The organism is Amycolatopsis sp. BJA-103, assembly GCF_002849735.1.
In the GTDB taxonomy this organism is placed as follows: domain Bacteria; phylum Actinomycetota; class Actinomycetes; order Mycobacteriales; family Pseudonocardiaceae; genus Amycolatopsis.
Genome location: NZ_CP017780.1, coordinates 1,518,778 through 1,536,540, shown reverse-complemented (window position 1 = coordinate 1,536,540; position 17,763 = coordinate 1,518,778). Strand labels below are relative to the sequence as shown.

14 protein-coding genes are annotated in these 17,763 nt (G+C 69.7%); 5 read left to right on the top strand and 9 right to left on the bottom strand.

The window, feature by feature from the left end; translation table 11 throughout:
• Nucleotide 1 precedes the first annotated feature (1 nt).
• The 4 genes from BKN51_RS07165 to BKN51_RS07150 all read right to left on the bottom strand — a co-directional run bounded on the left by BKN51_RS07165 (nucleotide 2) and on the right by BKN51_RS07150 (nucleotide 7,481).
• Nucleotides 2-2,761, bottom strand: coding sequence for an AAA family ATPase (locus BKN51_RS07165; RefSeq protein ID WP_101606861.1), 2,760 nt, complete (start codon nucleotides 2,759-2,761; stop codon nucleotides 2-4).
• A complete protein-coding gene (locus BKN51_RS07160) occupies nucleotides 2,758-5,448 on the bottom strand; it encodes a helix-turn-helix transcriptional regulator (RefSeq protein WP_101606860.1) in 2,691 nt (896 codons plus the stop codon). The genes BKN51_RS07165 and BKN51_RS07160 overlap by 4 nt, the downstream gene beginning before the upstream one ends.
• Before the next feature lie 490 nt (nucleotides 5,449-5,938).
• Nucleotides 5,939-6,604 carry a helix-turn-helix transcriptional regulator gene (locus BKN51_RS07155; protein WP_101606859.1) on the bottom strand — a complete coding sequence of 222 codons (666 nt, stop codon included), beginning with the start codon at nucleotides 6,602-6,604 and terminating at the stop codon, nucleotides 5,939-5,941.
• A gap of 541 nt (nucleotides 6,605-7,145) precedes the next feature.
• A complete protein-coding gene (locus tag BKN51_RS07150) occupies nucleotides 7,146-7,481 on the bottom strand; it encodes a hypothetical protein (RefSeq protein ID WP_101606858.1) in 336 nt (111 codons plus the stop codon).
• Between the two features lie 218 nt (nucleotides 7,482-7,699).
• Here BKN51_RS07150 and BKN51_RS07140 point away from each other — a divergent pair, with 218 nt between their 5' ends.
• Nucleotides 7,700-8,188, top strand: coding sequence for a beta-class carbonic anhydrase (locus BKN51_RS07140; protein WP_101606856.1), 489 nt, complete (start codon nucleotides 7,700-7,702; stop codon nucleotides 8,186-8,188).
• A gap of 46 nt (nucleotides 8,189-8,234) precedes the next feature.
• On the opposite strand, the gene BKN51_RS07135 is transcribed toward BKN51_RS07140, so the two are convergent.
• Both BKN51_RS07135 and BKN51_RS07130 read right to left on the bottom strand, forming a co-directional pair.
• Nucleotides 8,235-9,020: an SDR family oxidoreductase gene (locus BKN51_RS07135; RefSeq protein WP_101606855.1), complete on the bottom strand. Its 786-nt coding sequence runs from the start codon at nucleotides 9,018-9,020 to the stop codon at nucleotides 8,235-8,237.
• Nucleotides 9,017-9,769: an SDR family oxidoreductase gene (locus BKN51_RS07130; RefSeq protein ID WP_101606854.1), complete on the bottom strand. Its 753-nt coding sequence runs from the start codon at nucleotides 9,767-9,769 to the stop codon at nucleotides 9,017-9,019. Before BKN51_RS07130 ends, BKN51_RS07135 begins: the two co-directional genes overlap by 4 nt.
• Before the next feature lie 123 nt (nucleotides 9,770-9,892).
• Here BKN51_RS07130 and BKN51_RS07125 point away from each other — a divergent pair, with 123 nt between their 5' ends.
• Nucleotides 9,893-10,507 (top strand): TetR/AcrR family transcriptional regulator, encoded by a 615-nt coding sequence (locus tag BKN51_RS07125; RefSeq protein WP_101606853.1) that lies wholly within the window; start codon nucleotides 9,893-9,895, stop codon nucleotides 10,505-10,507.
• A 158-nt stretch (nucleotides 10,508-10,665) separates the two neighbouring features.
• Nucleotides 10,666-12,051 carry an MFS transporter gene (locus BKN51_RS07120; RefSeq protein WP_101606852.1) on the top strand — a complete coding sequence of 462 codons (1,386 nt, stop codon included), beginning with the start codon at nucleotides 10,666-10,668 and terminating at the stop codon, nucleotides 12,049-12,051.
• Here the strand turns inward: BKN51_RS07120 and BKN51_RS07115 are convergent.
• Entirely contained in the window at nucleotides 12,010-12,969 is a 960-nt protein-coding gene (locus tag BKN51_RS07115; protein WP_101606851.1) for a helix-turn-helix transcriptional regulator, read from the bottom strand. The two genes, BKN51_RS07120 and BKN51_RS07115, sit on opposite strands and share 42 nt — an antisense overlap.
• 250 nt (nucleotides 12,970-13,219) lie before the next feature.
• On the opposite strand from BKN51_RS07115, the gene BKN51_RS07110 reads away from it, so the two are divergent.
• On the top strand, nucleotides 13,220-13,684 hold the full coding sequence (locus BKN51_RS07110) for a nucleoside deaminase (RefSeq protein ID WP_174720400.1): 465 nt from the start codon (nucleotides 13,220-13,222) through the stop codon (nucleotides 13,682-13,684).
• Here BKN51_RS07110 and BKN51_RS07105 read toward each other — a convergent pair.
• On the bottom strand, nucleotides 13,681-14,949 hold the full coding sequence (locus tag BKN51_RS07105) for a GGDEF domain-containing protein (protein WP_233224086.1): 1,269 nt from the start codon (nucleotides 14,947-14,949) through the stop codon (nucleotides 13,681-13,683). The two genes, BKN51_RS07110 and BKN51_RS07105, sit on opposite strands and share 4 nt — an antisense overlap.
• Before the next feature lie 224 nt (nucleotides 14,950-15,173).
• On the opposite strand from BKN51_RS07105, the gene BKN51_RS07100 reads away from it, so the two are divergent.
• Nucleotides 15,174-16,124 carry a chitinase gene (locus BKN51_RS07100; RefSeq protein WP_101606848.1) on the top strand — a complete coding sequence of 317 codons (951 nt, stop codon included), beginning with the start codon at nucleotides 15,174-15,176 and terminating at the stop codon, nucleotides 16,122-16,124.
• A gap of 62 nt (nucleotides 16,125-16,186) precedes the next feature.
• Here the strand turns inward: BKN51_RS07100 and BKN51_RS07095 are convergent, their stop codons facing one another.
• Nucleotides 16,187-17,752, bottom strand: coding sequence for an ABC transporter substrate-binding protein (locus BKN51_RS07095; RefSeq protein ID WP_233224103.1), 1,566 nt, complete (start codon nucleotides 17,750-17,752; stop codon nucleotides 16,187-16,189).
• Nucleotides 17,753-17,763 lie beyond the last annotated feature (11 nt).

Here is a 17,763-nt window from a genome sequence, read left to right as displayed (position 1 = left end):
ATCAGAGCTCCTTGTCCAGCGCGTCGAACAGCTCCCGCAGCTCGGCCCGCCCGGTCACCTCGAGCTGCCGGTAGATCGCGGTGAGCCGGAGCTCGACGGCGCGTTTGCTCACGCCCAGCTCCTCCGCCAGTTCGGCGTTGGAGGCGTTCGCGAGCACGCGGCGGACGAGGTCGGTCGCGGCGGGCGAGAGCACCCGCCAGCGCCGGGACGCCGTGCGATAGGACCGCCGCGGCCGGTCGGACAGCCGTTTCCCGAGGTCGGCGATGCGGGAGGTCGCCCACGCGAGCTGGTACGCGGTGGCCAGCCGTTCGGCCTCGCGCAGCAGTCGCGGCACGCCGCTGGTCTGCCCCCGGTTGATCTGCGCGGCCGCGAGCAGCAGCACCGCCTCGACGTAGAGCACCCTGGCGGGCGACTGCTGGAGCGCGTTGACCGCCTGCGTCAGCCGGAACACCGCGTCCTCGGACCGCACCGCGACACCCGCGCCCAGATGGGTCCGCCCGATCGCGGTGCGCGTGCCCCAATCCTGTGCCAGCCGCCATTCCTCGCTGATCATCGCGGCGGCGGTGTGCTCGTCGCCGAGCGCCTGCGCCGCGATGGCGACATGCGAACGCCACGGCACCAGACCGGGGTTCTGCCAGCCGATCGCGTTCATCCGCCTGCCGCATTCCTGGAACAGCCCCAGTGCCCGCCGATGGCGTTTCAGGTCCAGTTCCAGCAACCCGCGCATGAAGAGCAGATACGGCGTGGAGTACAGCGGCCCGCCGTCGACGGCCGCGTCGACGGCGCGCTGGGCGGCCTCGAGATCGCCGCGGGTGAGCCCCGCCGCGATCGCGATCGTGCTCAGCGACGCGGTGACCGTCGGCGGCCAGCCGTCCGGCGGACCGGACGCGGTGGCCTTGGCGAGCGCCTCCTCCGCGGCCTGCACGCGACCGCGTTGCAGGTGGATCCAGGCCTGGCCGGTGAGGCCGAGTGCCACCGGCACGCCCGCCCCGGCGGCGCTCGCGTCCGCGATCACTTCCTCGTAGACGGAAAGCGCTTCCAGGACGTCGTCGGTCTGGGTGAAGGTGATGGCCAGCGCCAGCCGCGGCGAATAGAGGGTCATGGGCTCGTTCGACGGATCCGCCGCGCGCCGGGCCAGTCTGCGGGCCACCCGCCCGTCGCGGCACGCCGTCGTCGCCAGCCAGGACGCGGCCGCCGTCTGCTCGGGGGTCAGCGAAGCCGGGTCCAGGTCCGTCAAGGCCGGGATGCCGAGGAGAACGGCCCCCGCGCCGGTCCCTTCGGCCAGCCAGTGCAACGCCGTCAGATCCGCGCGATCCCGGTCGTCGGCCACGGCCTCGCTCAACACGGCCAGCTCGCGAAGCGCGTCGTCCCTGGCCCCTCGCTGCATCATCAAGTCCACAGCGGACAGTCGCGTTCGGACGGTGTCGTCGCCGTCGGAGACCCGGGTCGCTCTGGCCAGCCGCAACCCGCCGGTGAACGGGCACGACGACGCCTCGACCGTCTCCAGCTCCAACCGCAACCGGGCCGACGTCCCGGGCGGCGCGGGTTCGGCGAGCGCCCGCCGGTAGTACCGGGCCGCTTCGGTGTGGTCCCCGGCTTCGCGTCGGCGCAACGCGGCCGCGTGCAGCGTCTCCAGTGCCCAAGCCTCACCGACCGGCTGCGAACCGAGCAGCAGCCCGGCGACGTCCTCCTCCGGGGCGGCCCGGCGATGCCCGAGCTCGGCGGCCCGCCGTCGCGTCCCCGCCCGCTCCTCCGCGCCGGTCGCGGCCAGCACCCAGGTGGCCACCTGGGGGTTCATCGGCTCGGCGGGATCGGTCCCGATCAGGCCGGAGTCCGCCAGCACCCGCAGCGCCCGGTTCAGCGGCATCCCGAGCGGGGCGGCGAGCGGGCGCAGGTAGGCCTCGTCGAGGGTGCCGATCGCGGCGATCGTCCGCACCAGCGCGGCGAGATCGGACGGCAGCCGGGCGAGCAGGTCGAGCACGGTGTCGCGGCGCACGTCCGCGGTGATCGCGGTGATCTCCGCGCCGGGCCCCTGGCCCGCGGCCGACCGGGCGAGCACTTCCGCGAGCAGCGCGGGGTTTCCGCGCGTGGCCGCGTAGACCTCGGCCACCGGCGGCCGCGGCGCCGGGACCGCGTGCACCAGCCGCCGGACCGCCGCCTCGCTCAACGGCCGCAACCGCACGACATGCCGGTTCTCCCAGGGAAGACCGCCGAGGCACAGCGGATCCGCGCCGTCGCCGTCGGCGTCCTGCGGGCCGGAATGCGCGGCGATGAGCAGCACCGGGTCGCTCCCCCTGCGCCGCTGCAACGCGGCCAGCCAGGCCTCGGACTGTTCGTCGGCCAGGATCAGATCGTCGACGACCAGCAGGACCGGGCGGCGCCGGGCCGATTCCAGCAGCCGCTGGCAGAGCAGTTCGTGCAGGACCTGCACGTCGGTGCCGTCCGAAAGCGCGGCGTGCAGCCACGGGACGTCCGCGAGTTCCGGGATCGAGGCGAGCAGCTGGGAAAGCAGCCCGTACGGCAACTCGGCCTCGGTGGCCGATCCGCGCGCGGTGAACACCTGAAGCCCCCGCTCGGTGGCCAGCGACGCGACCTGGTCCAGCAGCGCCGTCCGCCCGCTGCCCGCCGGGCCGAGCACGAGCGCGGAACCGCCGTGGCCGAGTTCGAGATCCCCGACCAGGCGGCTGAGCAGGCGCAGTTCGGTTTCGCGCTCGACGAGTTCGTCCGCGCCGTCGGCTTCGAGCCGCCGGACGGCGCTCACCGGGCACCCTCGAGCAGCACGGGACGGTCGTCGACGTGGCCGACGATCACGGCCAGCTCGCCCCGGCCGGTGATCCGCAGCTTGCGGTACACGCTCGTCAGATGCGTTTCGATGGTCCGGACGGTGACGAAGAGGCGTTCCGCGATGACCCGGTTGCTGATCCCGCGCCCGGCGAGCCGGGCGATGTGCCGTTCGGCCGGGCTCAGCGAATCGAGCGGGGAGACCTCGCTCGGGATACCGGCCTCGGCGGCGGTCCGCTGGGCCCGGCGGAGCAGAAAACGGTCCCCTGTCCGCAAACTCAGCTCGACACAGCGCCGCAGGCGGACGCGCGCGGCGGCCGTGTCCCCCGCTTCGACGAGCGCGTGGCCGAGGTGGAACTCCGCCAGCGCTTCCTCCAGCCGGGCGGGAGACCCGGCGAGAATGCCCGCAGCCTCTTCGATCAGCGCGATCCGGTCGGGGCCGCGGGTGGCGACCGCGGTCGCGAGCCGGGACATTCCGACCGCTCGCGGCGTGCCCCACCGCGCCGCCGGCTCGGCCCCTTCGGCCGCGAGTTCCGCCGCGGCCTCGAATTCCCTTTCGCCCGCCAGCAGGCAGGCGCCCTCGAACCACCACGGTGCCAGCAGCGGGTTGGCGATGCCGACGTCGGCGAGGCTCTCGCCGCAGCGGTGGAACAGCTTCAGCGCCGCCTCGCGATCCCCCGCCGCCCAATGCACCCGCGCGTCGACGAGCTGGAACCACGGGCGCATCACCGTGTGATCCCACAACTGCGGGGAATCCGCCTCCCGCAACAACTTCATCGCCTTCGCGGTGTCGCCCTGCTGGGCCGCGACGGTGGCGAGCGCGATCCGTGGGACCACCCCGCCGGTGCGCCCTTCGGCACGGCGGCTGAGCGCGTAGGCCTGTCCGGCGTCGGCGGCCGCGGTGGCGAGATCGCCGCACCAATGCCCGAGCAGGCCGCGGAAAGCGAGGTACTCGCTGCGCTGGGCCGGGACGAGCTCGATGGCCCTGGTCAGTTCGTTCCTGGCGACGTCGACCTCGTCGGTCAGCAAGAGCGCCAGGACGGCGGAGCTGACGGCCGAGTCGTCGGTGGTCGGGGTGTACCCGCGGATCGCGCGCATCGCCCATTCGGCGGCCTCGCGCGGCCGGGTCCCGTCGAGCGCGGCGACGACGGCGCACACGGCCAGATGCCTGGCGTCGACGACGGCTTCCGGGCCGTCGCCGGTCCGGGGCTGGATCCGGGTGTCGAGCTTCGGCAGGCTGTCGCGATCTTCGATGCCCACCAGGCACAACAGCCCTTCGAGATGGATCCGCAATTGCTGGTCCACCTCGCCGCCGAGGACGGTCAGCACCCGGTCCAGCACGGTGACGGCGGTCCCGCAGCGGCGGGCGACGAGCGCCGCGCGGCCCAGCTTCACCGCGGCCCTGGCGCGGTCGGAGGGATCCTGCTGCAGTTCGAGCGCGCGGCGCAGGAGGTCGAAGCCGCTGTCCGGTTCCAGCAGCGCGACCGTCTCGGCTAGCTGGACGGCCAGGCCCGCATCGGAAGGCCTCGCCGCCGCGGCGGGCCGAAGATAGCGCAGCGCGTCCCAGGGCGCGCCACGGTCGCAGGCGCAGCTCGCGGCGTCCCGCAGCAGGTCGACCATCCACGAGTCCAGCTCGCCGAGTTCGAGCAGGTGCTCGGCCACTTCTTCCGGCGACCCGGCCGCGTCGCTCAGCAGAATCGCCGCGGTACGCCGCCACCGGCCGAGCTCGGCGGGATCGAGGGCGTCGAGCAGCCCTTCCCGCACCGGGTCGTGCCGGAAGGAAAACCCTTCCGGCGCAAGGATGTGCTGACTCCGCAACAGGTCGACGGCGGTTCCGGCGGTACGGGCCGGTACCTTGGCCAGCCGCGCCACCAGGGACAGGTCCTGCCCGCCGAGTACCGCGATGGCGGTGGCGACCGACCGGGCGTAGTCCGGGATGCCGGTGAACAGGGAGTGGATCAGCGCGGCTCCCGCCGCGGAACCGGCCACCGGCGCGACGCCCGCCGCGACCTTGCCCAGTTCGTCGAGCATCTCCCGCAGCAGCAAGGGATTCCCGCCGGACTGCTCGACGCAGTGCCGCACGAACGCTTCCCCCGGCTCCGATCCGACGGCCTCGCGCGCCAGTGAGGCGACGGCCTCCGCGGGCAGCGGACCGAGGTCGAGCACCTCGGTGCCGTACCAGGATTCGAGGTCCGCCAACCGTTCCGCCACACCGTCCGGGCCGTCGGCGGCCGACCGGACCAGGATCATCCGCACCGGCAGCCGCGTCGCGTGGCGGGCGATGAGGCTCAGCCAGCGCAACGTCGGTTCATCACACCACTGCACGTCGTCGACGGCGAGCACGATCGCGGGCTGCCCGCCCGCCCAAGCCGCGAATCCCTCGTACCAGGCGGCGAAGTCGTCCGGATCCGAGACCGGCGCACCGGCCCGGCGCAGTCCCGCGAGCAGTTCCCGGGAAGCCGCGGCCCCTTCGCCCCGGCAGATGACGGTGTCCGTGAGAGCGGCCAGCGCGGTGTCCAACAGGCTGGACTTGCCGATACCCGACTGCCCTCGCACGACGATGACGGAGCCTTGACCAGGCGCACCAGGGCTCAGCCGCGTGGCGAGCCGGCGCAGCTCGTCGTCACGTCCGGCCAGCGTGCGCCCGGGTCTGTTGGCGTCCACCATCTCCGCCTCCTGTCGTCCCATCGGGTCGCTGCCGTCACACAGAGCGAACAAACGCTTACGTGCTTCCATCTCATCGTGTGATCGTCTTACCGAATAGACCGGCCAACCCCGGCGAGGGTTATCCCTCGCTACGGGGATGCGTGCCGCTCAAATGAGCGCGAAGTCGGCGAGCGCGCGATTCCGAGGGCAAGGCGGCCACACTCGACGCGGCACCACACGTGAGCCTGGTGCGACGAAGTGTGACAGAAGACCGCGCTCCAGGGGATGAACCGTGAACGACCCATGACATCCAGGTTTACCCCAGCAGGCCACCCGGCGTCCGCTCCGGTCGGCCGCACCGCTCAGATGAGCGAACATGCCTCGAAGATCATTACGAATTCTTCCGAAATACGACGGTGAGCAGGGGCTGAGCCCGGACCGTTCACTGGGACCGCACCGTAATCGCACGAGTACGTCACGCGGCGGCCATCCACCCGTCAGATCCGGGCGGTCAGCTCGCGCGCCGGGACTCCGGCACCCGCGGCGGCCACGCCGTCGAGTCGAGCAGCCCGGTGGCGAAGGCGCGCGAAACCAGTTCGACCCGGTTGCGCGCCTTGAACTTCCGCTGCAAGCGGGCGACGTGGTAGTCGATCCCCTGGCGGCTCAGGTAGAACTTGTCGGCCATCTCCAGGCTGGACAAGCCGCTGGCGATGCCCTGGAGGATCTTCGCCTCGATGTCGTTGACCGAGCTCAGCTGCTCGGCGCGGGCCGCGGCGGGCCCCGCCTCCGGGAGCACGGTCAGCAGGATCGCCGTACCCGGCGCCCGCATCCGGCCCGCCACGATGGTCAGCCGGTCGGCACCGCCGGATCCGAGCCCGGTCACGCTGCCGCGAAACCGCTGCTCCCAGCCTTCGGCGACCCGGTTCAGCCGGTCACGCAGATGATCGGGACCGGCGGTGACGAGCTCGGGGAACGATTCACCGAGCACGTCGGCGGGACGACGGCCGAGCAGCCGGAAGAAGGCGGCGTTGCCACCACCGAGCCGCAGCCCGGCACTGAGCGCCGCCAGTGGCATGTCGGCGACTTCCACGAATTCACTGATGATTCCGGGCCGCGCGGTACGACCCGCGTCGAAAGCCCACTTGCCGATCGGGGAAATCGTTCGGATGCCGGCCATGGAAAGCCCCCTTCTGCCTGAGCCATTCGTGTCCACCAAAGCCGTCCCTGCCCAAGACTCGGCAAACACTACGAACCGGCTCTCGACGGGGTCAACGAATTCCGCAGCAGTTCGTGGCCACCGAACCCACCGTGCGGACAGGCCGTACCGAAGGTTCGGTATCGGCGGCCCTGCGGGAGAATCCTCAGCTCAGCGGCGGATTCGGTGACCGAACCCCCGCGGCAAGCCCGCACCACGAGGGATGCGAGGCGAATTCCGAGTGAAGAACTTCTCGCGTTTCGCCCAGTCAAGATAGCACCGAATCCGCCGGTCCTTAACATTGATTTAAGGTGGATCTCGGCGTCTTTGCGCCGTCGTCGGAGCGGATTCGCGAAGAGGGTGCCCGGTGATCGGCACACCGCCCGTCCTCACCTGTCGATCGACCGAATCGGCATTCGGCGCAGAAGCGATCGCTTGACCGAAACCTGGCCGTCCACTGTGGACACCGAAAAAGTGACAGGGCTGTCCCGGATGTTTCACACCCGGGACAGCCCTGCGCGGATCAGACCGTTTCGCGCGTGGTCACCGCGTCCTTCTCGGCGGCCAGCGCGGTGCAGGTGCGCACCCACAGCTCCCAGCCCGCCAGCGCCTGGTTGCAGTTCCAGCCGGTCCAGCGCATCGCCTGCGCGCCCTCGTTCCCGGCGCGGTTACAGGAGGTTTTGCTGCTCCAGCCTTCACTCTGCTTGCGGTACGGCGTGCAGGAAGCCGCCGCGACGTCACCAGACGCCCCGGCAGCGCACGGTTCCGCGGTGCTCGCCATCGCCGTTCCCCCGGTGAGCACGGAGCCCGCGAGGGTCGCGGCGAGAACGGCCCCACGGACCACGAAGCGCTTGTTCATTGAGTTTTCCTTACCGCGAGCAAGACCCCACGCCTACAGTGGCCGAATCCCAGGCGAAGATCAACCTTCCCGGCCGAAGGGCCCCGTTCGAAACCCGGAGCACCGCGGCTTGGTTCACCCACCTGATCAGCCGATCCCGGTCCCAGCTCATGGGCACGGTTGCGCATGCGTGCATCCCAACGGTCCACTCGTCGGTACTCCGATCGGAAGGGATCACCATGTCCGTCACCGACGAACTCCTGGCCAACAACGCCGACTACGCCTCGCGCTTTTCCGGGCCGCTTCCCTTGCCACCCGCCAAGCAGGTCGCCGTGCTCGCGTGTATGGACGCCCGGATCAACGTTTACGGCGTCCTCGGCCTCCAGGAAGGCGAAGCGCACGTCATCCGCAACGCGGGCGGCGTCGTCACCGAGGACGAAATCCGTTCCCTCGCGATCAGCCAGCGCCTGCTCGGCACGCGGGAAATCATCCTCATCCACCACACCGACTGCGGAATGCTGACCTTCACCGACGACGGCTTCAAGAAATCCATCCAGGAGGACGTCGGCGTCAAACCGTCCTGGGCCGCCGAAGCCTTCGGCGACCTCGACGCCGACGTGCGTCAGTCGATCGCCCGCATCAAGAACAGCCCGTTCATCCCCGAGAAGGATTCCGTCCGCGGCTTCGTCTTCGATGTCGCCACCGGAAAACTGAACGAGGTCGCCTGACCGGGGCACGGGCCGCGACCGCGCGCACGGTCGCGGCCCGTTCCGGTCATTCGCCGATGACCTGCTCCACCTTGCGCTGCAGTTTGTTCATCCCGCCGAGCCAGCGGTCGGTCTGCGTGGCGCGCGCGGCGTAGTAGTCCGCGACCTCGGGGTGCGGCAGGACCAGGAAACGTTCGTCGGCGATGGCCTCGAACAACGCGTCCGCGACCTGCTCCGGCTGGATCGCCGACGCGCCCATGAGCAGTTCGCCCGCCGGGCCGGTGTTCTCCAGCATCGCCGTCCGCACGCCTTGCGGGCAGATCGCCTGCACGGTGAGGCCGCGATGCCGGTAGGTGGCCGACAGCCATTCGGCGAAGGCGAGCGCACCGTGTTTGGTCACCGAGTACGAGGCCGAACCGAGGGTGGTCAGCAATCCCGCCGCCGACACCGTCGAAATGAAGTGCCCGCGGCCGCGCTCGAGCCACGGCGGCAGCAACAGCCGTGCCGCGCGCACGTGCGCCATCACGTTGACGTCCCAGATCCGCGCCCACTCCTCCTCCGGCGCGTCCACGCCACCCATCGGCGCGATCCCGGCGTTGGCACAGAAGACATCGACCTCGCCGAGGGTTTCGCGGGCTGTCTCGATCAGCGACGCGACACCCGCTTCGCTCGCGGCGTCACCGGCGACGGCGGTCCCGCCGATCTCCTTCGCGACTTCGGCCGCGGCGTCCCCGTTCAGGTCGCCGACGACGACCCTGGCCCCCTCCGCGGCGAACCGGCGGGCGAGCACGGAGCCGATACCGCCGCCTCCACCGGTGACGACGACACCCGCTCCGGCGAACGACGCGGTCACAGGCCACCCGCCAGGGTCACGCCGCCGTCGAGGACGACCGTCTGCCCGGTGATCCAGCCCGCTTCTTCCGAGAGCAGGAACGACACCGCGCTCGCGATGTCGGCCGGCACTCCAAGCCGCTTCATCGGGTACGACTCGGAGACCTCTTCTTCCCGGCCTTCGTACAGCGCGGTCGCGAACTTGGTCTTGACCACGGCGGGCGCGACGGCGTTCACCCGGATCTTCGGCCCCAGCTCGAAGCCGAGTTCCTTGGTGAGGCGGATCAGCGCGGCCTTGCTGACGCCGTACATGCCGATCCCCGGAGACGCGCCGAGTCCGGCAACGGACGCGACGTTCACCACCGCGCCGCCGTGCTCCCCCATCCACGCGTCGCGCGCCCGGCGCGTCCACGACAGCGGCGCGAGCACGTTCACCGCGAAGATCTTCGCCGCGGCTTCCGGTTCGATGTCCAGGGTGGGCCCGAACACGGGGTTGATGCCGGTGTTGTTGACCAGCATGTCCAGCCGCCCGAAGGCCTCGATCGTCTTGGCGACGGCCTCGTCCTGGTGCGCGGTGTCGTCGGCCTTGCCGGGGACGGCGATGGCGACGGCCTCGCCACCGAGTTCGGCGACGGCCTCGGCCAGCGGCTCCGGCTTGCGCGCGGTGATGCACACCTTCGCGCCGCGCTCGACCAGGTCCTTGGCGATCCCGAGGCCGATACCCCGGCTGGCGCCGGTGACGATCGCGACGCGATCCTTGAACGAGTTCACTCTTCGATCTCCTCTGTGTTCACCGGCGAGCGCAGTCGCTAAGCGAGCGCTCACTTACAATGGGAAGGGCCGGAGGTGGTGTCAAGCCCACTATCCGGTACGAGCGTCTGGGAGGATCTGCGGATGACCATGTCGCTGTCGGCCGAACTGTGGCCCGACGTCCAGCCGGAGACGGCACGGCGGCTGATGCTGGCCGGGGTCGAATCCTTCGCACGGCGCGGCTATCACGCGACCACCACCCGGGACATCGCCTCGGCGGCGGGTATGAGCCCCGCGGCGCTGTACGTGCACTTCCCGTCCAAGGCCGCGCTGCTGTTCGCGATCTCCAAGTACGGCCACGAGCAGACGCTCTCACTGGTCGAGAGTGTCGTGGCACGCGAAACCGACCCCGTCGAACGGATCCGGCTGCTGGTCGAGGACTTCGTGGCCTGGCACGCGCGGCGGCACACAGTGGCGCGCGTCGTGCAGTACGAACTGCACGCACTGCCGGACGAGGAGTTCGAGATCGTCGCGAAGCTGCGCCGCCGGATCGAGCAGATCGTGCGCGAGGTCATCACCGAGGGCGCGCAGGCCGGCATGTTCACCGTCGGCGACCCGCACACCGCCGCCCGCGCCGTGCTCTCGCTCGGCGTCGACGTCTCCCGCTGGTACAGCGACCGCGCCCGCCAGACACCGAAGAAGCTGGGCCAGGAGTACAGCGAGCTGGTGCTCCGCATGCTCGGCACGAAACTCTCCTGACCAGTATTGATCGACCTCCGTCGGCGATACCGCCACCAGAGTGACATACCAACCGGTCGGTATCGAGAAATACCCGCTGAGACGTTGACCACATACTAAGCGGTTGTTAACTTGCCCGGACTGCATCGCCGCAGCAGCGCCGAGCGAAGGGCATCCAGATGGCCGACAGTGCTCCGAACGCCCCGGAAACCGCCGCCGAACCGACGATCACCGTGTCCCAGCGAAGGAGGGCCGCGACCGCGGCGGCGCTCGCGTCGTCGGTCGAGTGGTACGACTACTTCGTCTTCGGGATCGCCGCAGCCCTGGTCTTCGGGAAGACCTTCTTCCCCACCACCAACGCCGCGGCCGGTGTCCTCGCCTCGTTCGCGACCTTCGCGGTCGGCTTCCTCGCCCGGCCGCTCGGCGGGATCATCGCGGGCAGCCTCGGCGACAAACGCGGCCGGAAACCCGTGCTGGTAATGGCGATCGCGCTGATGGGAGCGGCGACGACGCTGATCGGCCTGCTCCCCACCTACGACACGATCGGCATCGCCGCGCCGATCCTCCTGGTGCTGCTCAGGCTCGTGCAAGGCGTCGCGGTCGGCGCGCAGTGGGGTGGCGCGATGCTGCTCGCCACCGAGTACGCGCCGCCGGGCAAACGCGGTCTCTACGGCAGCCTGGTCCAGCTCGGCGTCCCGATCGGCGTGGTGCTGGCGAACACGGTGTTCCTGATCGCCGCGCAGGTCGCGCCGCCGTCGGACTTCCTCACCTGGGCGTGGCGGATCCCGTTCCTGGTCGGCATCCTCGTGCTCGGGCTCGCCTGGTACATGCACGTCAAGATCGACGAGACCCCGGAATACCGCCGTGCCGAAGCGAAACTCACCGCCGAGGAACGCGGCCGCGCCAAGTCGCCGCTGCGCGACGTCATGCGCAACCACAAGGGCACCGTCCTGCTGGCGGGCGGCTCGTTCATGGTCAACACCGCCACCTTCTACATCCTGCTCAACGGCGTCCTCGACTACGCCACCCGCCATCTGGGGATGTCGCGGACCACCGTGCTCGTCGCGACCCTGCTGATCAGCACGCTGCAGCTGGCGATCATCCCCTTGTCGGCGAAGCTGTCCGACCGCATCGGCAGGCTCAAGATCTACACCTTCGGCGCGGCGGGGGTCGCGCTCTGGGCGATCCCCATGTTCCTGCTGATCGACACGGCTTCCCTTCCGCTGTTCGTGGTCGCCTCGTTCGTCGGGTCGCTGTTCCTCGGCATCATGTACGGCCCGCAGGCGGCGCTGTTCGCGGAACTGTTCACCGCCGAGATGCGCTACACCGGCGCCTCGCTCGGCTACCAGATCAGCGCGGTCGTCGGCGGTGGGCTCGCACCGTTCATCATGGTGCTGCTCCTGGAATCCACCGGGACGTCGATGTCGGTTTCGCTCTACATCATCGTGCTGGCCCTGATTTCGCTCGGTTCGATCGGTCTGCTGGCCAAACGCGCCAAGCGAGCCGCACAGTCCACTTCGGACTCAGTCGACCGCCCGCGCGAAGCGGTCGGCGACCAGCCGTAGCCGCTCCTTGACCTCGTCCGGCGCCTCCTCCACCACGAAGTCGACGTCCCAATGGGCGAGGTAGTAAGGCATCACGGAAAGGTCGTTGGATCCGACCCTGACCCGGCAGGTGTGCTCGTCGATGGCCTCGATCGTCCCGACGGTCGGAGACACGTATTCGGCGAGCGCGTCCGCCGAGGCCTGCACCCGCAACACCATCTGGTGTGGATACGGCGACGACGTGATCCCGCGGGAGACATACGCGGCGAGGTCCTCGGCGGGTGGTTCCCTCGGCGTGAAACGGAAACTGGTGTCCGGGACGCCGTCGATACGGTCGACGCGGAAGGTCCGCCAGTCCTCGCGGTCGAGGTCGAACGCGACCAGGTACCACCGGCGGCCGGTGTGCACCAGGCGCAGCGGCTCGATGTGGCGCTCGCTGACGTCGCCGTGGTGACTGCGGTAGCCGAACCGGAGCCGCTGATGGTCCCGGCACGCGGACGCGATGACCGTCAGCGCCTCCGCGTCGATGACCGGCACGACGCCGCCGAGCGGGATCATCGCGGTGTTGAACGCGGTCACCCGGTGCCGCAGCCGGGCGGGCAGCACCTGCTCCAGTTTCGCGAGCGCGCGCACCGAGGTCTCCTCGATGCCCGACACCGTCCCGTTCGCGGCCGTACGGAGCCCGACGGCGACCGCGACGGCCTCGTCGTCGTCCAGCAGCAGCGGCGGCAGCGCGGCCCCCGCACCGAGCCGGTAGCCGCCCGCGACACCCGGCGTGGCGTGCACCGGGTAGCCCAGCTCCCGCAACCGCTCGACGTCACGCCGGACCGTACGGACGTCCACCCGCAGCCTGTCGGCCAGGTCGGCGCCCGGCCAGTCCCGCCGCGCCTGCAGCAGCGACAGCAGCCTCAGCAGCCGGGCCGACGTGCCCGTGGTCATCGGTTCGCTCTCTTCATGAGGAGGAGTGTGGCAGACATCGAGGACAGGTTCGGTCCGCATTGGAGTCGTGAGTGGTGATTCGGGTTAGAGCCGCAGGGTCTTAGGTACCTGCTGGTTGTGGCTGGAGTTGGTCGCAGGTCCGTGAAGGCCTCCTTGCCTACCCTGAAGGTAGGGAAGGGGGCCTTCATGTACTGCGGGGGCGAGCCAGAGCGGCAGTGGCGTGGCGGGCCGAGTCTCGTGAGTCCGTAAGGTGAGTCCCGTGATCGATCCCGCGCAGCTCCTGTCCGTCGCCCGCGAGGAAGCCGAACTCGGCAAGGCCGAGGGCGGGGTCCCGATCGGCGCCGCGCTGTTCGACACCGCCGGTGTCCTGCTCGGCCGCGGCCACAACCGCCGGGTCCAGGACGGCGACCCGTCGATGCACGCCGAGACCTCCGCGTTCCGGAACGCGGGCAGGCGGCCGCACTACCGCGACACGATCATGGTCACCACCCTCTCCCCCTGCTGGTACTGCAGCGGGCTGGTGCGCCAGTTCGGCATCGGCCGGGTGATCATCGGCGAGGCCGCCACGTTCGAAGGCGGGCACGGCTGGCTCGAGGAGAACGGCGTCGAGATCACCCTGCTCGACGACCCGGCGTGCACCGCGCTGATGACCGAATTCATCCAGGATCATCCGGACCTGTGGTTCGAGGACATCGGGGTCCCGACCGGGACCTAGTCGAGCGAATCCTCGGTCTCGAAGACGACGGTCCGGTTCCGCCCGGCCGTTTTCGCCGCGCGCAGCGCCTGATCCGCCGCGCCGATGAGCCTGTCGAGCGTCTCGCCGTCGGCAGGATGCGACGAGACCCCGATCGAAACGGTCGCCCCCGCGAACGTCCCACCCAGTGAGACGAACGTCGACGCGATCCGCAGCCGGATCCGTTCGGCGATCGCGTGCGCGTCGAACCGGGTCGTCCCGGGCAGCAGGACGACGAATTCCTCGCCGCCGAACCGGCCGACCAGGTCCGCCGCGCGGACCTCCGCGCGCAAAGTGTCCGCCACGGCGCGGAGGACGTCGTCCCCGACGTGCCTGCCGTGCCGGTCGTTGAGCCGGGCGAAGTGGTCGAGGTCGAGCATCAGCAGCGAAAGATCGGCGCCGCGGCCGCGAAGCAGGTCGAATTGGGTGCGGGCACCGTCCAACCAGGACGACGCGGTGAGCAGTCCGGTGCCGGCGTCCGTGCCCGCGTGGCCGCGCAGGGCGCGCATCGTTCCCGCCCGGTGCAGTACCACGAGCGCACCGGCGAGCACCACGGTGACGAACGGCCAGTCCACCGCCGACCAGGCGAGCAGCAATCCGAACGCGACCATCGCCGCGTCGAAGGCGAATCCCGACGGTTCCGCCCCGAATTCGGCGGCGGGCGCGGCCAAAGCGGCATCGACGGACAGGAACACCAGGCCGGTTGCGAAAACCAGCGCGAAACTTTCGAAATCCCTTGTCCCGCCGGTGAACGGCGGCGCACCCAGCAACACCGGGATGATCGAGGCACCGAGCGCCGAAAGCATGGTGGCGGAGGCCGCGAACACCTGACGATGCGGGATTCCGCGCCGGATCCGGCACCAGCGGTATCCCGCCGAGGCGACGACGAGCACGGCGGCCAGCGCGGGTGGCAGCAACAACGCGCCCGCGAAGATCCAGGCCGCGTCCAGTCCGGCGCCGAGCCGGGTGTCGGCGCGGGACCGCTCGACGGGCCGCGAAAGCTCCGAACTCAGGATCATTCCGGCCAGCAGACCGGAAAACGGGAGCAGCGACGACGGAGCGGGCGGCCGCAGCACGAAGAGGTACGTGGTGGCGGCCAAAGCGGCCGCGTCGACCAGGAGCAGGTACCCGATCAGGCCCCGCCTCGGCAGGTCCCACAGGCTCCATGTCCCCAGTATTCGCCGCGGCGCGGCGAGCCGGTCTCTTCGGCCGCGGCTTCCGGTCGCCATCAGGGAGTCCCCCACCATTTCGGCAAACTAGCCGGTAATCGCGGAACTGTCGATCCGCTTTCCGGGTCATGACCCCCCTACTAAGGTCGGTCGTTCCCGGCGGGAATTCCGGTGAATTATTGACAGTCCTCAATGGTCTAGTCCACTGTGAGAGAGCGCATCCTCCCGGTTGATACGCCGCGTCAAGACGGAGGTGCTCCACATCTGCGCGCATCGCTGCGCGCTTACCAGTTGGAGGACCTATGAAATCCTTACGACGCTGGGCAACACTGGCCACCACCGTCGGCGCCGCTCTCGCCACGGCCGTCGGCCTCGCCCCCGTCGCTTCGGCGGCCCCGGACGCGGTGCTGGCCTCGCCTTATCTGTACCAGTGGTCGGGACAGACGGACCCGATCGCCGCGATGAACGCCACCGGGGTCAAGGCCTTCACCCTCGCGTTCATCCTCTCCGACGGCGGCTGCAACCCGAAGTGGGACGGCAGCCGTTCGCTCACCGGCTCCGACGCCACGATGATCAGCAACATCCGGGCCAAGGGCGGCGACGTCATCCCGTCGTTCGGCGGCTGGTCCGGTACGAAGCTCGGCACGAAGTGCACCACACCCGCGGCACTCGCCGGCGCGTACCAGAAGGTCATCGACGCCTACAAGCTCAAGGCGATCGACCTCGACATCGAGAACACCGACGAGTTCGAGAACTACACCGTCCAGGACCGGATCCTGAACGCCATCAAGATCACGAAGCAGAAGAACCCCGGCCTGCGCGTGGTCATCACCATCCCGACCGAGGTCGGCGGCCCCAACGCGACCGGCAAACGGCTGATCAACCAGTCGAAGGTGCTCGGCGCGGGCGTCGACGCGTGGTCGGTCATGCCGTTCGACTTCTCCAGCGGCGGTGACATGGCGGGCAAGACCCGCAGTGCCGTGGACGGGCTGAAGAACGTCGTGAAGTCCACCTTCGCCCTGAGCGACGACGCGGCCTACCGGCGCAGCGGGCTCTCGTCGATGAACGGGAAGACCGACGTGGCGGGCGAAACCGTCAGCGTCGCCGACTTCCGGGCGATCCGCGACTACGCGGCGAGCAAACATCTCGCCCGGCTGTCGTTCTGGGCGGTGAACCGCGATTGCAACAACTGCGCGGGAATCGCGCAGGGCAAGTACGACTACACGAAGATCGTGGCGGGTTACACCGGCTGACTCTCGACCTCGTGAGTGGTAAGGACGGTTCTAACCGTCCTTACCACTCACGAGGCCCGGCCTCAGTTTCCGCAGTCCGGCTTGGTGTTCAGCGGGCGCCCTCTCGACCACACGAGGTCGACCGGATGCACCGAACCGTCCGGGTCGATGGACAGGATCGGCAGCGCCTTGTCGAGCTGGTTCCCCGTCGCCTGGTCGAACGCGACGAACCCGGTGGCGCCGGGCACCGGCGAGTTGCAGTCGATGCTGCGCAACACGTCGGGCACCGACACCGGATCCGCCGACACGTTCTGCACCGCCGCCTCGACCGCCGCGGCGACGGCGTCGTGTTCGATCATCGCGGCGCCGTCCCACAGTTCCGCCTTGGGAAAACCGTGGGTACCGGTGAATTCGGCGATGAAGTTGTCGTAGTTCTTCTTGTACGTCGGGTGCGCCGGATCCGACGTGAACATATCCCACTGGTCGGGATAAGCGAGCGCCGTGTAGCGGAGCCGGACACTGATGTCCTTGTCCAGCTCCAAAGGTTTCCCGGCGAGAGTGCTCGCGTCGTCCCCGGTCATCACGGTCACCGAATCGAGCCCCTCACAGGCGCCGTCCCCGGCCAAGGCCGCCACGAGGGCTCCGAGATCGAGCCCACGGCCGGCGAAGTAGATCAGGTCGGGTTTCGCACCGCAGATGTCGTTGTGCCACCGGCTGAACAGACCCCGCAGATACCCCTCACGCGAGGTGTCGGTGAGCGGCTTGACGTCGTAGGTCTTCGTGAAGATGACCGGGACCTTCGACGTGTTCTGGAAGGCCTCCGCGAGGGTGGTCGCGTAGGTGTCCTCCTTGCTGACGCCCTGGATCATCATCACGCGGCGGAAACCGTGCGCTGCGATGTACCCGGCCGCCGCGCGGGCCTCGTCTGTGTTGGTCGGGCCCACCCGGAAGAAGTTCTCGATCCGCGCGCCTTGCGGATCGGTGTTCATGTTGTCCGCGGTGACGGTCGCGCCGATCGTGGCGATACCGTGCCGGGACAGCTCGGCCACCAGTGCCCGGCTGTTCTCCGAACTGGTGCCGACATCGGTGACCGCCACGATGCGCTGGGCGGGCGCCGCGGCGATGATCTCCTCGGCGACGACGCGCCAATGGTCGGCGTTGCTCCCGTAGTTGGCCAGCAGGAGCTTGATCCCCGGCGGCCCGTTCTTCGGCCAGGCGGCGGTGATCGCGCCCTGGACCTCACGCCGGACGAACGGGAACGGCTGGCTGTCGACCTTCGGGTCCGGGGCGAGGTTCTCCAGCACCACGATGGTCTTGAAGTTCTCGCCCGCCGCCTCGTTGCGCCCCTTGATGAGCTTCTCCAGCGGGTCGAGCGGGTCGTCGTCCCGCAGCGGACCGGAGTCGAGGTTCAACCCGACGCAGACGTACGACGAGCCGGTCGACTTCTCGTCCGCGTCCACCGCGTGCAGCCCGGCACCACAGGACTCCCACGGTCTCGTCACCGCCACCGTGACGCCCACCAGCACGATCACGACCGCGATCAGTGACAGTCGATGACGGCGCGCCCACCCGTGGGGCCGCACCGGCGGGTCCGTCGCCGTGCGTTCACGGGCGGACATACGGGTTCTCAACGAATCGAGCCAGGACATGACGGGGTTCC